This window comes from Stenotrophomonas sp. (genome assembly GCF_032103445.1).
In the GTDB taxonomy this organism is placed as follows: domain Bacteria; phylum Pseudomonadota; class Gammaproteobacteria; order Xanthomonadales; family Xanthomonadaceae; genus Stenotrophomonas.
The window spans coordinates 16,002-29,211 of sequence record NZ_DAMDFR010000053.1 but is presented as its reverse complement, the minus strand read 5'-3'; the positions used below and the strand labels follow the sequence as shown (position 1 = coordinate 29,211).

Below are 13,210 nucleotides of genomic sequence, written 5' to 3'. Positions count from 1 at the left end.
GCTGGCCGCCACTGCCTCGACCGGCACCGCCTCGGGGGCCTTCTCTGCCTTGGGGTCCTTGCTCTCGGCCGCCTGGGCGTCGGCAGGGCCGCCGGCTCCGCAGCCGCTCAGCAGCAAGGTGGTGGTGATCAGCAGCGCGGCGGCGCAGGTTCCGGTGCGGCCGGGCAGGAAAGAAAGTCGCGACATCGTCGTGTCCCTGAGGAGGTGCGTGGGCAGGTGTGGTAGCAAAGTAATGCACCACGTCACGACAACACCATATCCCAAAGGTCATGGTGACCGCAGACAGGCTTGAAGGCGCTCCGATTTCAGCTAGATGAAAACGCAGGCTATACTCCGGGCAGTTCCGTACCCCACGCCGGAACGACCAGAACCCGTTTACCGGAGACATCATGCGCCCGCAGCCGCTCGCCGCTTGTCTTGCTCTGGCCGTCCTCCTGCCCCTCGGGGTTGCCGCCCAGGCCGCACCTGCTTCTGCTGTTCCTGCCGTACCCGCTGCCCCGGCTCCGGCCGCCGCACCGGCCGCCCCTGCCGCTCCCTCCGGGAACTTCGACAACGGGCGCACCCTGGCCTATACCTGCCAGGGCTGCCATGGCATCACCGGCTACAAGAACGCCTACCCCAGTTACCGGGTGCCCAAGATTGGCGGGCAGTCGGCGCAGTACCTGACCCAGGCGTTGACCGAGTACCGCCAGGGCAAGCGCCGGCATCCGACGATGCAGGCGCAGTCGATGAGTTTCAGCGAACAGGAGATCGCCGATCTCGCTGTTTACCTGTCCACCGCCAAATAAGCACGCTCATGACGAAAGCCGCGCCCTTCAAGCGTCACGCCATCGCTCTGTCCGTTGCCCTGCTGCTGGCTGCCTGTTCGCAGTCGCAGGTTGAGAACAGCACAGATTCCGCCGCCGACCCTGGCCATGCCAGTGGCGAACACGGCTCCAGCTCGTCCGCCGGCCTGCCTGCCGGTCGTATTGCCGCCGGTGAGGCGCGTGCCCAGGTCAAGGGCAAGGCGACCAACCAGAGCTGCATCGACTGCCACGGGGCCGACGGCAACAACCCGATCGACCCGACCTATCCGAAGCTGGGTGGGCAGTACGGGGATTATCTGGCGCATGCGTTGCAGGCCTACCGGGCCGGCGACCGCGAGCATGCGCTGATGACGCCGCAGGCTGCTGATCTGAGCGATCAGGATATTGCCGACCTGGCCGCGTATTTCGGTTCGCGGCCGAGCCAGCTGCGGGATCTGCACGGGTTGAAGTAGAGCCACGCCCTGCGTGGCTTCGCGGTGTTGAACCGCCCCGTAGAGCCACGCCCTGCGTGGCTTCGCGGTGTCTGACACGGTCGCAGCCACGCAGGGCGTGGCTCTACGCCGCTTCAGGTATCCAGCTCTTCCCACCGCTTGTACGCGGCATCCAGCTCGGTCTGCACGGCGGTCAGCTTCTGCGTGTGCGCGGCCATGTCCGGTGCGCTGCGCTGGTAGAACGCGGGGTCGTTCATGGCGGCGGTCAGCCCTTCCACGTCCTTTTCCAGCTGCTCGATCTTCGCCGGCAGCTGTTCCAGTTCGCGCTGGTCCTTGAAGCTGAGCTTGCGCTTGGCCGGCGTTGCCGGCGCGGCGACGGCGGCAGCCGGTACCGGAGTGGCCGGCTTGGCCGCCACCGGGGCAACTGTCTGCGCAGCGCGTTGCGCGGCATAACGCTGCCAGTCGCTGTACCCGCCCACGTACTCACCCACCACGCCCTCGCCTTCCATCACCATGGTGGAGGTCACCACGTTGTCGAGGAAGTCACGGTCGTGGCTGACCAGCAGCAGGGTGCCGGTGTAGTCGGCCAGCAGCTCTTCCAGCAACTCCAGCGTTTCCACGTCCAGGTCGTTGGTCGGTTCGTCCATCACCAGCAGGTTGGACGGCTGCGCGAACAGCTTGGCCAGCAGCAGCCGGTTGCGCTCGCCGCCGCTCAGGCGGGTGATCGGCGCACGCGCGCGCTCGGGGGTGAACAGGAAGTCCTGCAGGTAGGCATGCACATGCTTGCGCTTGCCGTTGAATTCGAGGAAGTCACGGCCTTCGGCCACGTTCTCGATCGCGGTCCAGTCTTCGCGCAGCACCGCACGGTACTGGTCGAAATACTCGATCTGCAGATTGGTGCCGGCCACCACTTCGCCGCTATCGGGCGTGAGGTCGCCCAGCAGCAGTTTCAGCAGCGTGGTCTTGCCGCTGCCGTTGGGGCCGATCAGGCCAATGCGGTCGCCACGCAGGATGGTGGTGCTGAAGTCCTTGACCATGCAGCGCTCGCCGAAGGCGAACGAGATATCCTTGACGTCGATGACCTTCTTGCCGGAATTCTCGGCCTGCGCCGCTTCCATCTTGACGTTGCCGCTCATCTCGCGGCGCTGCGAACGCTCGTTGCGCATCGCCTTGAGGCGGCGCACGCGGCCTTCGTCGCGGGTACGCCGGGCCTTGATGCCCTGGCGGATCCACACTTCTTCCTGCGCCAGCAGCTTGTCGAAGCGCGCGTTCTCCTGCGCCTGTGCGTTGAGCCGTTCTTCGCGGCGACGCTCATAGTTGGCCCAGTCGCCCGGCCAGCTGGTGACCTGGCCGCGGTCGATCTCGACGATGCGGGTGGCCAGCGCGCGCAGGAAGCGACGGTCGTGGGTGACGAACACCACGCTGCCGCTCCAGCTTTTCAGGAAGGCTTCGAGCCAGTCGATGGCTTCGATGTCCAGGTGGTTGGTCGGTTCGTCCAGCAGCAGCAGGTCGGGCGCGGACACCAGCGCGCGCGCCAGCAGCACGCGACGCTTCATGCCGCCGGAAAGCCGACCGAATTCGGCCTCGCCATCCAGTTCCAGCTTGGTCAGGGTTTCTTCAACCCGCTGATCCAGTCCCCAGCCGTTGGCGGCATCGATCTTGGCCTGCACCGCGCCCAGCGCGTCGCCGTCGAAGACCTCGGCATGGCTGAGGTGATGGAACTCCGCCAGCCACTGGCCCAGTTCGCCGAGACCATCGGCCACCACATCGAACACGCTGCCGGCGGCGCCGTGTGGCACTTCCTGTTCCAGCCGGGTGACCCGCACCCCCTGCTGCACGCGGACTTCGCCGTCATCGGGCTTGTGGTCGCCGGACAGCAGTTTGAGCAGGGTGGATTTGCCGGCACCGTTGCGACCGATCAGGGCGATACGTTCGCCCGGCTCGATCGACAATTCGGCTTTTTCCAGCAACAACGGGCCGCCGACGCTGAAGTCGACGTTCTGCAGAGTAATCAGAGGCATCCGACCATTGTAAGCGCGAGCACCCGCTGCCGTCGCCTAGCGCAGCAAGTCGTCCAGGGCAGCCGGCAACGGCCGGCGCGGATGCTGCACCTTCCAGAGCTGTCGCGACAGTGGCGGCAGCCCGGTCTGCACCATCTGCAGCCGGCCCAGGGCCAGCAGGTCGGCCACCGCATGCCGCGACAGGCAGGCCAGGCCCAGGCCGGCGGCTGCCGCCTGCTTGATCGCCTCGCTGCTGCCCAGCTGCATGCTGTCGGCGAAGTGATGCAGGTGCGGCAGCAGGCCCTGCTCCACCGCCTCGCGCGTCCCCGAGCCGGGTTCGCGCAGCAGCCAGCGGGCGCTGCGCAGCGCATCCGTCGTCATCCGGGCCGGCACTGACGCCGCCGCCACGATCACCAGTTCGTCGCGTTGCCAGGGCTGCACCTGCAGTCCGCTGGCGTGGCACGGGCCTTCAATCAGGCCGATATCCACCTCCAGCCGCTGCACCTGCTCGACCACGTCGGCACTGTTGCCGATGTGCAGGTCTACCCGGGTGTGCGGCTGCAGCGCCTGCAGCGCCGCCACCCGCGCGGGCAGCAGGTAGTTGCCGATGGTGGTGCTGGCGGCGACACGCAGTTGCAGCGGGCGGGCTTCGGCACTCTGTTCCAGCGTGGACGCCGCCAGCAGCAGGGCGCGCGCCGGATCCAGCAGGGCCCGCCCGTGCGCGTTGAGCAGCAGGCGGCGACCGACCCGGTCGAACAACGGGTCGGGCAGCTGGTGTTCCAGCTCGTTCAGGGCCGCGCTGACCGCCGACTGGGACAGCCCGAGCACCTGCCCGGCTGCGGTGGTGCTACCTGCATCGGCGACGGCCACCACCACCTGCCATTGCCGCAATGTCAGACGCAGCATGTTTCAACCTGCTTTTCAGGTAAGTCATAACAATATTAGTCGTTTTACAGGTAATGAACGCGGGCGCAGTCTGGATGGGTCCTCCACTGACCGAGTGCTCGCCGTGAACGCAACCTCCGCCCTGCCCGCGCCCCTGTCGTTGCGCCAGCGCTGGCAGTCACGTCTGCCCGGCCTGGCCTTGACCGCCACGGTGGCAGTGGTGGCGCTGGTGCTGGGCGATCAGCCGGCGTTGCAGGCCCACGGCCTGAGCGCCCTGACGTTGGCCATCGCGCTGGGCATCCTGCTGGGCAATACGCTGTATCCACGCCTGGCCGTCCACGCGGGGGCCGGCGTGGGCTTTTCCAAGCAGTGGCTGCTGCGTGCGGGCATCGTGCTGTATGGGCTGCGCCTGACCTTCCAGGACATCGGCCAGGTCGGCATCGCGGGCCTGCTGATCGACGCGGTGATGGTGGCCAGCACGCTGCTGCTGGGCGGTTGGGCCGGTACCCGGCTGTTCGGGCTGGAGCGCAGCAGCGCGCTGCTGATCGGTGCCGGCAGCGCGATCTGCGGCGCGGCGGCGGTGATGGCCGCCGAGCCGGTGCTCCGTGCACGTGCCGAGCAGGTGACGGTGGCGGTGTCCACCGTGGTGGTGTTCGGTACGTTGGCGATGCTGGCCTATCCGCTGCTGTATCAGCTCAATCTCAGCCATGCCCTGCTGCCGGTCAGCGAGCACGCCTATGGGGTGTTTGCCGGCTCGACGATTCACGAGGTAGCCCAGGTGGTCGCCGCCGGGGGCGCGATCAGCCCGGCTGCGGCCGACACTGCCGTGATCACCAAGATGGTGCGGGTGATGCTGCTGGCCCCCGCGCTGGTGGTGGTATCGCTGCTACTGGCCCGAACCCGGGCAGGCACGCCGGACGCGCCGCGCGCGCGGATCGTGGTGCCGTGGTTCGCGTTCGGCTTCGTTGCGGTGGCGGCATTCAACTCACTGCAGTGGCTGCCGGCGGGGCTGGTGCAGGCGCTGGTGCAGCTGGACACGCTGCTGCTGGCGATGGCGATGGCCGCACTGGGCCTGACCACGCATGTTTCGGCGCTGCGCCAGGCCGGGCTCAAACCGCTGCTGCTGGCACTGCTGCTGTTCGCCTGGCTGCTGCTGGGCGGGCTGGGCGTGAACCTGGGTGTGCAGGCGCTGCTGGGGTGATCGGGTAGAATGTGGCATGAACGAATTCTCCGAACTGCCCCTGTCGGCCTCGCTGGCAGCGGGCATCGACGCGCTGGGCTATACCCGCATGACGCCGGTGCAGGCGCAAAGCCTGCCGGCCATCCTCGAGCGCCGCGATGTGATCGCCCAGGCTCCCACCGGCAGCGGCAAGACCGCCGCCTTTGGGCTGGGCCTGCTGCAGAAACTGGACCCGGCGGTGATCCGCGCGCAGGCGCTGGTGCTGTGCCCGACCCGCGAACTGGCCGACCAGGTCGGCAAGCAGATCCGCAAGCTGGCCACCGGCATTCCGAACCTCAAGCTGGTGGTGCTCACCGGCGGCATGCCGCTGGGCCCGCAGTTGGCCTCGCTGGAAGCGCATGACCCGCACGTGGTGGTGGGCACCCCGGGCCGCATCCAGGAACTGGGCCGCAAGCGCGCGCTCAAGCTGGGCGGTGTGACCACGCTGGTGCTGGACGAAGCCGACCGCATGCTCGACATGGGCTTTGAAGAACCCATCCGCGAGATCGCCGGACGTACCAGCAAGGACCGCCAGACCCTGCTGTTCTCGGCCACGTTCCCTGACGAGATCCGTCAGATCGCGCGCGACCTGCTGCGCGACCCGCAGGAAGTCACCGTGGAAGGTGCCGACCACGCGCCGGCGATCCGCCACCTGTTCTGCGAAGTCGACCTGAGCAGCAAGCAGAAGGCGCTGGCCGGGCTGCTGCTGAAGTACACGCCGGAATCGGCAGTGGTGTTCTGCAACACCCGCCGCGACGTCGACGAAGTGGCCAACTCGCTGCAGCAGTTCGGGTTCTCCGCCCTGGCGCTGCATGGTGAGATGGAACAGCGCGACCGTGACGAGGTGCTGGTGCGCTTTGCCAACCGCAGCTGCAATGTGCTGGTTGCCAGCGACGTGGCTGCGCGCGGGCTGGACGTGCAGGACCTGGCAGCGGTGATCAATTACGAGCTGCCCACCGACATCGAAACCTATCAGCACCGCGTCGGCCGTACCGGTCGCGCCGGGGCTACCGGCCTGGCCATCAGCCTGGTCACCGGGCGTGAGCGCAACCGCGCCGATGCGCTGGAAGCGGCGCAGGGTTCCCCGCTGGACTGGCAGAAGACGCCGTTGGCCACCGCGCGCCCGGCAGTGCTGCCGCAGGCGGCGATGCAGACGTTGCGCATTGACGGCGGCAAGACCGACAAGCTGCGTCCCGGCGACATCCTGGGCGCGCTGACCGGCGAGGCCGGGTTGTCGGCGAAGGTAATCGGGAAGATCGATATCTATCCCACGCGGTCTTATGTGGCGATTGCACGCGAGCACGTCGGCAAGGCGATTGCGCGCCTGGAAGCCGGCAAGATCAAGGGCCGTCGGTTCCGCGTTCGCAAGATGTAATCGGCGTTGATGGACCGCGAGGACACGCATGGCGTGTCCCTACAGGTCGCCCGACCAAAAACGGAATCGGGCGACCACCAAAACCAGGCGACCAAGGATCGTAGTGACACGCCCTGCGTGTCAACGCCATCATCCTGCGCACGTACAAACGCCATGCGTGTCAAAGCCATGATCCTGCGTTCGCGGACGCCTCAATACACCAGATTCGCCACCAGCGGCACGTCGCTCTCCCAGCGCTCGCGTCCGCCCAGGCCGGCCAGCTCCACCAGCACCGCCGCGCCCAGCACCTCCACCTGCAACTGCCGCGCCAGTGACAACGCCGCCAGCAACGTGCCGCCGGTGGCCAGCACGTCATCCACCACCAGCACCCGCGCGCCGGCCGGCAGCGCGTCGGCATGCACTTCAATGCTGTCGGTGCGGTACTCCAGCGTGTAGTCCTGGCGCAGGGTACGGCCGGGCAGCTTGCCCGGCTTGCGCACCGGCACGAAGCCCACGCCGAGCACCCGCGACATCGCCGCCCCCAGGATGAAACCGCGCGACTCGATGCCCATCACCGCGTCCAGCTTCGCCTCACGCCACGGCGCGACCATGGCATCAATGGCGGCAGCGAAGTCCGGCCCATCGGCCAGCAGCGGCATGATGTCCTTGAACAGGATGCCCGGCTTGGGGAAATCGGCGATGTCGCGCAGGCGACCGGCCCAGGCGGGCACGGCGGCGGTGGAATCGGTCATGGCTCAGGTACCGCGAAGGGTGGCATAGGGTACCGCGCCAGCCCTTTGCCCGGGCCGGCCACTGGCCCGCACGGGTTCAGGAACTGCACGACAGCATCGAACAGCCGGCCTTGTTCAAGGCCCAGTCCGGGCGCTTCGCCGCGTAGCGCTCAGCCCCTGGCTGAGCGTCGTAAGGACGCCGCAAGAGCGCCTGCAGGGAATGCACGCCCCCCAGGTCACCCTGCTCGGCCCGTTCGATCGCCTCCTGCGCCAACCAGTTGCGCAGCACATAGAGCGGGTTGGCCCGGTCCATGGCGGCGCGGCGCGCGGCCGGGTCCAGCCCATCAGCACTTACGCGCGCGGCGTACCGCTGCAGCCAATCCTGCAGCGCCGGCAACACCGCCTCGCGCCGCTCCGGGCTGTAGAACGCCTCGTCCAGCACCGCCACCGAGGGATCCGCCGGGTTCAGTGACGACAGCGCGCGGAACGCCAGGGTCATGTCCATCTGCCCGTCCTGCAGCAGCTGCCGCCACTGTGCCATCAACGCCAGATCGTCATCGCGGCACGTCGCGAGCCCGAACTTCGCCGCCAAGTCGTCGCGCTCGCAGCGCGCATGGGTGGCCTGGAACGCCGCCAGCCCCTCGTGCAGGGGGGCAACGTCGTCGAACAACGGGGCCACGGCCTGCGCCAGCCGGGTCAGGTTCCAGTACGCCACCTGCGGCTGGGTGCCGAAGCGATAGCGGCGGCCCTGCGCATCGGTGGTGTTGGGGGTCCAGTCCGGATCGTAGTCCTCCACCCAGCCATACGGACCGTAGTCGATGGTCAGCCCCAGAATGGACATGTTGTCGGTGTTCATCACGCCGTGTACGAAGCCGACCCGCATCCAGTGCGCCACCATCACCGCGGTGCGTTCGCAGACCTGCGCGAACCAGCGCGCATCGCGGTCCTGCCCTGCCCCGGCAAGCTCCGGAAAATCACGCGCGATGCAGGCATCGACCATCTGCCGCAGCAGGTCGAGGTCAGCGCGCGACGCGGGCAGTTCGAAACTGCCAAAGCGCAGGAACGAGGGGGCCACCCGGCACACCACCGCACCGGGCTCGGCCTGCGGGTGGCCGTCGTAGAACATGTCGCGCACCACGGCCTCGCCGGTACCGACCAGACTCAGCGCACGCGTGGTCGGCACCCCCAGGTGATGCATGGCCTCGCTGCACAGGAATTCACGGATCGACGAGCGCAGCACCGCGCGGCCGTCGGCCCCACGCGAGTACGGCGTGCGACCGGCACCCTTCAGCTGCAGTTCCCAGCGCTCCCCCTGCGCGGTGACCAGCTCACCCAGCGAGATCGCGCGGCCATCGCCGAGCTGTCCGGCCCAGTGCCCAAACTGATGCCCACCGTAGTTGGCCGCCCAGGGCTGCATGCCGGCATACAGCGCATTGCCACCGAACACACGCGGAAAGTCGGGGCTCTCCAGCAGGTCCGCGCCGAAACCCAGCCGTTCGGCCATCTCTGCCGAGTACGCCAGCAGCTGCGGCGCGGCCACCGGCGTGGGCAGCACGCTCGACCACGCCGCACCGCGCACCTCACGCAGTGCCGGTCCCTCCACCGGGTCGCCGGGAAGGTCACGCAGGAAGCGGTTGTCGAACTGAAGAGTGGGCGTGGTCATGCCAGACAGATGGGGCCGCTCGACGCGGCAGGCAAGTTCAGGCCGCGCCGGCGGCCAGGTCCAGCGCACCGCCCTTGGCCTGCGCACGCTGGTAGGCCGGGCGCTGCGCGATCCGCTCCAGGAACGCCTGCAGGCGCGGATACGCCGACAGGTCGCCGCCACGCGCCGCAGCCGCCTGCAGCGGGAAGCTCATCTGGATGTCGGCAGCAGTGAAGCGCTCACCCGCAAACCAGGGCGTGTTGCCCAGCTCGCGCTCCATCCACTGCAGATGCAGCTTGATCTGCGGGCCGACAAAGCCTTTCAGCGCCTTGTCAGCGATCTGACGGGCAATGGGACGGGCGAAGAACGGCATCGGAGCCTTGCGCAGGCGGGCAAACACCAGCGACATCACCATCGGCGGCATCGCCGAGCCTTCCGCGTAATGCATCCAGTAGCGATAGCGCAGGCGCTCAGGGGACTGCAGCGGCACCGGCTCGGGCGAGAACTGGCGCGCACTGTCGTAGCGGTCCACGAGGTATTCGAGGATCGCACCGGATTCGGCCAGCACCAGGGTGTCGTCCTCCACCACCGGGGACTTGCCCAGCGGATGCAGATCGCGCAGCGCCTGCGGGGCCAGCCAGGTCTTGGGGTCACGCTGGTAGCGCACGACCTGATACGGAAGATTCAGCTCCTCCAGCATCCACAGCACGCGCTGGGAACGGGAGTGGTCCAGATGGTGCACCTTGATCATCAGCAGGTCCGCAACGGCAAACCTTCATGCTACTGCGCGCCGATGAACGCACAAACAAAAACGCCGGAAGCTTGCGCTTCCGGCGTTGTGGCAACCTTTCGGCAGCAGGGGTCGATTAGACCGCCTGCACCTGGTCAGCCTGCATGCCCTTCTGGCCCTGCACGGCGACGAAGGTGACCTTCTGGCCTTCCTGCAGCGACTTGAAGCCGGTGCCCTGGATGGCGCGGAAGTGCACGAACAGGTCCGGGCCGCTTTCCGGGGTGATGAAGCCGAAGCCCTTGGCATCGTTGAACCACTTGACGGTGCCGGTCTGACGCTCAGACATTTACTAACTCCTGAAACAATAGTTGAAATAATCGCGGCCACCCGAGGAGTGGGAGCCGAGACTGAGTTGCAGGCGTTGGTAAAGCGGATCGATGAGCGGATCGTGAGATCAACTGCACCAGGCCACGATTCACGGTGACCCTAGCAAACACAGTGGGGGTGACGATACGCGTGTTTTCGGGAAAAAGCGATAGGTGCGACATTCAGCCATATCCGCCTCATCCTAGACGGGACAAGGATTTGCGCGGATCTGCAAGTTTTCCGACCCCGTATTCAGATTTTTCCTAGCTGAACTTCGGCCAAATTCATGATTCAAGATTCAGCAATTTCGGCCGAAGCAGGCAGTCGCAGCCCCGATGTGAAGGCGCGCGGCCGCCCACTGAGCGGGTCGGCGAACGCCAGACCCTGGGCCAGCAGCTGCAACGGCTGCGGCCCGGCCGCGGATGGCCCGCGCAGCGCCGGGTACAGGTCATCCCCGAGGATCGGTGCCCCCAACGCGGCCATGTGCACCCGCAGCTGATGCTTGCGGCCGCTGTGCGGGTGCAGCCGGTAGCGCCAGACATGCCCCTGGCTTTCGATCAGCTCGATGCGGGTGCTGGCATTCGGGGAGCCGGCGGCTTCGGCCATGCGGAAGAACGGCTCCCCGGGCACCAGCCGGCTGTGCCGCTCCAGCGGAAACACCTGCCCGGGCAAGGGCGGGGCCAACGCCTCGTACACCTTCTGGATGCGGCGTTCGCGGAACAACCGCTGGTAGGCATCGCGGCTGGCGGGGCGGGTCGAGAACAGCACCAGACCGGCGGTGAGACGGTCCAACCGGTGCAGCGGCACCAGATCGCGGTTGCCCGTCCGCGCCACCAGCCGGGCCAGCAGGGTCTCACGGACGTACGCGCCGGCCGGGGTCACCGGGAGGAAATGCGGCTTGTCGGCCACCAGCAGGTCCTCGTCGATGTGGACGATGGACTCTATGCCACCGACGACGGGCTCATCGGCCACCTCACGGTAATACCGGATCTCCAGCCCGACCTGCCAGGGATCGGTCGCCGCCAGTGCCCTGCCCTGCGCGTCCTGGACCCGTCCGCGCGCGAAGCGGTCCAGCCATTGCGCGCGGTCAATCCTCGGAAAGCGCACACACAGCCCGTCCAGCAGGCACTCCCAGGGGCCGGCGGCCAGCTGCAGCCGGCTTGCCGCCAGCGGATCGAACAGGGAATCGGACGTGTGCATGACCCACGCATTATCATGGCGCTCTTTGTTTACGGTACCCCCATGGCCCTCACCGCCACCATCCGCAAGGCCGAGCTGCAGATCAGCGACATGGACCGCGGCTACTACGCCAGCCACAACCTGACCCTGGCCCAGCACCCCTCCGAGACCGACGAACGTCTGATGGTGCGGCTGCTGGCCTTCGCCCTGAACGCGGAAGACCGGCTGGAGTTCGGCCGCGGACTGAGCACCGATGACGAGCCGGACCTGTGGAAGCAGGACTACACCGGGGCGATCGAGCGCTGGATCGACCTCGGCCAGCCGGACGAGTCACGCCTGCGCAAAGCGGCCGGCCGTGCCAGCGCGGTGCAGCTGATCACCTATGGCGGCCGTGCCGCGGATATCTGGTGGGAACGCAACGCCTCGGCACTGAACAAACTGAAGTCGCTGGAGGTCATGGACCTGCCGGGCGAATTCGTCGAGCAGTGGGGCGCAAAGATCGAGCGCAGCATGCGCTGGACCGTGCTGATCCAGGATGGTGAAGTGCAGCTGATGTCCGACAGCGCCGAGCTCAGCGTGATTCCGACCTGGCGCAAGCCCAAGCCGCAGGCGTGAGCAGCCGGGCATGAGCACGATCCGCTGCGATGTCCTGGTGATCGGGGCCGGTGCGGCCGGCCTGATGTGTGCGCTGACCGCTGGCCAGCGCGGCCGCATCGTGCAGGTGATCGACCACGCCAACAAGGTGGGCAAGAAGATCCTGATGTCCGGTGGTGGCCGCTGCAACTTCACCAACACCGGCACCACCCCGGCCAACTTCCTGTCGGCCAACCCGCATTTCTGCAAGTCCGCCCTCGCCCGCTACACGCCGTGGGAGTTCATCGGCATGGTCGAGCGGCACGGCATTGCGTATCACGAAAAAGAGCTGGGCCAGCTGTTCTGCGACATTTCGTCCAAGCAGATCGTGCGCATGCTGGTCGACGAGTGCCAGGCCGCAGGCGTGCAGATCCGCACTGACTGCGCGGTGACCCGCGTCGAGCGCGGCGCGGACGGCTTCCACGTGCACACCGCGCAGGGTCATTTCCACGCCGCCTCGCTGGTGGTGGCCACTGGCGGCTTGTCCATTCCCAGCCTGGGGGCGACCGGCTTCGGCTACGAGCTGGCCCGCCAGTTCGGCCATGAGGTGCTGCCCACCCGTGCAGGGCTGGTGCCGCTGACCCTGAGCGGCAAGCACCAGGAGCGCTTTGCCGACCTCAGCGGGGTCGCCCTGCCGGTGGTGGCGCGCTGCAACGACGTGGAGTTCCGCAATTCGCTGCTGATCACCCATCGCGGCATCAGCGGCCCGGCGATCCTGCAGATCTCGTCGTTCTGGCAGCCCGGCGACGACCTGCGCCTGGACCTGCTGCCGGGTCAGGATGCCGAGGAATGGCTGCGCAGCATGAAACGCGAGCGCGGTTCAGCGGAGCTGCGCACGGTGTTGTCGGAAGTGCTGCCGCGCCGGTTGGCGCTGCGCCTGTGCGAGCACTGGCTGCCCGACCGCCCGGTGAAGCAGATCGACGAGCGCGAACTGCGTCAGGCCGCCGCCCTGCTGCAGGACTTCCCGCTGGTGGCCAGCGGCACGGAGGGGTACCGTACGGCCGAGGTGACCCTGGGGGGCGTGGACACACGCCGGGTCTCCTCCAGTACCTTTGAGTCGCAGCTGGTGCCGGGCCTGCATTTCGTGGGCGAGGTGCTGGATGTGACCGGCTGGCTGGGCGGTTACAACTTCCAGTGGGCCTGGGCCAGTGGCCGCGCGGCGGGCCTGGTGGTGTAACCGCGCTCACAGTCCGCGAACGCCGGTGATGCACTGGCATGGACGTCGCGGCGCGCA

13 protein-coding genes and 1 pseudogene are annotated in these 13,210 nt (G+C 67.5%); 6 read left to right on the top strand and 8 right to left on the bottom strand.

Annotated features, from left to right (window positions below):
* A pseudogene (locus RT551_RS16205) lies at window positions 1–186 on the bottom strand (efflux transporter periplasmic adaptor subunit); the annotation flags it as partial.
* Between the two features lie 203 nt (window positions 187–389).
* Between RT551_RS16205 and RT551_RS16200 the strand changes: the two are divergent.
* Together RT551_RS16200 and RT551_RS16195 are read left to right on the top strand one after the other, a co-directional pair.
* Window positions 390–788: a c-type cytochrome gene (locus RT551_RS16200; RefSeq protein ID WP_313460548.1), complete on the top strand. Its 399-nt coding sequence runs from the start codon at window positions 390–392 to the stop codon at window positions 786–788.
* 8 nt (window positions 789–796) lie between these two features.
* Window positions 797–1,258 carry a cytochrome c gene (locus RT551_RS16195; RefSeq protein ID WP_313460547.1) on the top strand — a complete coding sequence of 154 codons (462 nt, stop codon included), beginning with the start codon at window positions 797–799 and terminating at the stop codon, window positions 1,256–1,258.
* 113 nt (window positions 1,259–1,371) lie between these two features.
* Here RT551_RS16195 and RT551_RS16190 read toward each other — a convergent pair whose 3' ends face one another.
* Window positions 1,372–3,258 carry an ATP-binding cassette domain-containing protein gene (locus RT551_RS16190; protein WP_313460545.1) on the bottom strand — a complete coding sequence of 629 codons (1,887 nt, stop codon included), beginning with the start codon at window positions 3,256–3,258 and terminating at the stop codon, window positions 1,372–1,374.
* Window positions 3,259–3,294: 36 nt separating this feature from the next.
* Window positions 3,295–4,140, bottom strand: a complete 846-nt coding sequence (locus tag RT551_RS16185; RefSeq protein ID WP_313460551.1) for a LysR family transcriptional regulator — start codon at window positions 4,138–4,140, stop codon at window positions 3,295–3,297.
* 106 nt (window positions 4,141–4,246) lie between these two features.
* Between RT551_RS16185 and RT551_RS16180 the strand changes: the two genes are divergently transcribed.
* On the top strand, window positions 4,247–5,323 hold the full coding sequence (locus RT551_RS16180) for a YeiH family protein (RefSeq protein WP_313460543.1): 1,077 nt from the start codon (window positions 4,247–4,249) through the stop codon (window positions 5,321–5,323).
* A 16-nt stretch (window positions 5,324–5,339) separates the two neighbouring features.
* Window positions 5,340–6,716, top strand: a complete 1,377-nt coding sequence (gene dbpA, locus RT551_RS16175; RefSeq protein WP_311190960.1) for an ATP-dependent RNA helicase DbpA — start codon at window positions 5,340–5,342, stop codon at window positions 6,714–6,716.
* A 191-nt stretch (window positions 6,717–6,907) separates the two neighbouring features.
* Here the strand turns inward: dbpA and RT551_RS16170 are convergent, their stop codons facing one another.
* The 5 genes from RT551_RS16170 to RT551_RS16150 all read right to left on the bottom strand — a co-directional run bounded on the left by RT551_RS16170 (window position 6,908) and on the right by RT551_RS16150 (window position 11,364).
* Window positions 6,908–7,447 carry an adenine phosphoribosyltransferase gene (locus RT551_RS16170; RefSeq protein WP_313460541.1) on the bottom strand — a complete coding sequence of 180 codons (540 nt, stop codon included), beginning with the start codon at window positions 7,445–7,447 and terminating at the stop codon, window positions 6,908–6,910.
* A gap of 76 nt (window positions 7,448–7,523) precedes the next feature.
* Window positions 7,524–9,089, bottom strand: a complete 1,566-nt coding sequence (locus RT551_RS16165; RefSeq protein ID WP_313460539.1) for a protein adenylyltransferase SelO family protein — start codon at window positions 9,087–9,089, stop codon at window positions 7,524–7,526.
* Between the two features lie 37 nt (window positions 9,090–9,126).
* Entirely contained in the window at window positions 9,127–9,819 is a 693-nt protein-coding gene (locus RT551_RS16160) for a glutathione S-transferase (RefSeq protein ID WP_313460537.1), read from the bottom strand.
* A gap of 115 nt (window positions 9,820–9,934) precedes the next feature.
* The gene (locus tag RT551_RS16155; protein WP_055769319.1) at window positions 9,935–10,144 is read right to left on the bottom strand and encodes a cold-shock protein; all 210 of its coding nucleotides are present in this window, start codon (window positions 10,142–10,144) and stop codon (window positions 9,935–9,937) included.
* Window positions 10,145–10,455: 311 nt separating this feature from the next.
* Window positions 10,456–11,364 (bottom strand): pseudouridine synthase, encoded by a 909-nt coding sequence (locus tag RT551_RS16150; RefSeq protein ID WP_313460535.1) that lies wholly within the window; start codon window positions 11,362–11,364, stop codon window positions 10,456–10,458.
* A 42-nt stretch (window positions 11,365–11,406) separates the two neighbouring features.
* Between RT551_RS16150 and RT551_RS16145 the strand changes: the two genes are divergently transcribed.
* Together RT551_RS16145 and RT551_RS16140 are read left to right on the top strand one after the other, a co-directional pair.
* Window positions 11,407–11,958, top strand: a complete 552-nt coding sequence (locus RT551_RS16145; protein ID WP_313460533.1) for a YaeQ family protein — start codon at window positions 11,407–11,409, stop codon at window positions 11,956–11,958.
* A 10-nt stretch (window positions 11,959–11,968) separates the two neighbouring features.
* Entirely contained in the window at window positions 11,969–13,153 is a 1,185-nt protein-coding gene (locus RT551_RS16140; protein WP_313460531.1) for an NAD(P)/FAD-dependent oxidoreductase, read from the top strand.
* Window positions 13,154–13,210: the final 57 nt, after the last annotated feature.

What these genes read in the sequence shown, in the direction of transcription:
- RT551_RS16200 (WP_313460548.1), top strand. Translation starts at nt 390, where the DNA reads ATGCGCCCGCAGCCGCTCGCCGCTTGTCTTGCTCTGGCCGTCCTCCTG.
- RT551_RS16195 (WP_313460547.1), top strand. Translation starts at nt 797, where the DNA reads ATGACGAAAGCCGCGCCCTTCAAGCGTCACGCCATCGCTCTGTCCGTT.
- RT551_RS16190 (WP_313460545.1), bottom strand. Translation starts at nt 3,258, where the DNA reads ATGCCTCTGATTACTCTGCAGAACGTCGACTTCAGCGTCGGCGGCCCG.
- dbpA (WP_311190960.1), top strand. Translation starts at nt 5,340, where the DNA reads ATGAACGAATTCTCCGAACTGCCCCTGTCGGCCTCGCTGGCAGCGGGC.
- RT551_RS16170 (WP_313460541.1), bottom strand. Translation starts at nt 7,447, where the DNA reads ATGACCGATTCCACCGCCGCCGTGCCCGCCTGGGCCGGTCGCCTGCGC.
- RT551_RS16165 (WP_313460539.1), bottom strand. Translation starts at nt 9,089, where the DNA reads ATGACCACGCCCACTCTTCAGTTCGACAACCGCTTCCTGCGTGACCTT.
- RT551_RS16160 (WP_313460537.1), bottom strand. Translation starts at nt 9,819, where the DNA reads ATGATCAAGGTGCACCATCTGGACCACTCCCGTTCCCAGCGCGTGCTG.
- RT551_RS16155 (WP_055769319.1), bottom strand. Translation starts at nt 10,144, where the DNA reads ATGTCTGAGCGTCAGACCGGCACCGTCAAGTGGTTCAACGATGCCAAG.
- RT551_RS16150 (WP_313460535.1), bottom strand. Translation starts at nt 11,364, where the DNA reads ATGCACACGTCCGATTCCCTGTTCGATCCGCTGGCGGCAAGCCGGCTG.
- RT551_RS16145 (WP_313460533.1), top strand. Translation starts at nt 11,407, where the DNA reads ATGGCCCTCACCGCCACCATCCGCAAGGCCGAGCTGCAGATCAGCGAC.
- RT551_RS16140 (WP_313460531.1), top strand. Translation starts at nt 11,969, where the DNA reads ATGAGCACGATCCGCTGCGATGTCCTGGTGATCGGGGCCGGTGCGGCC.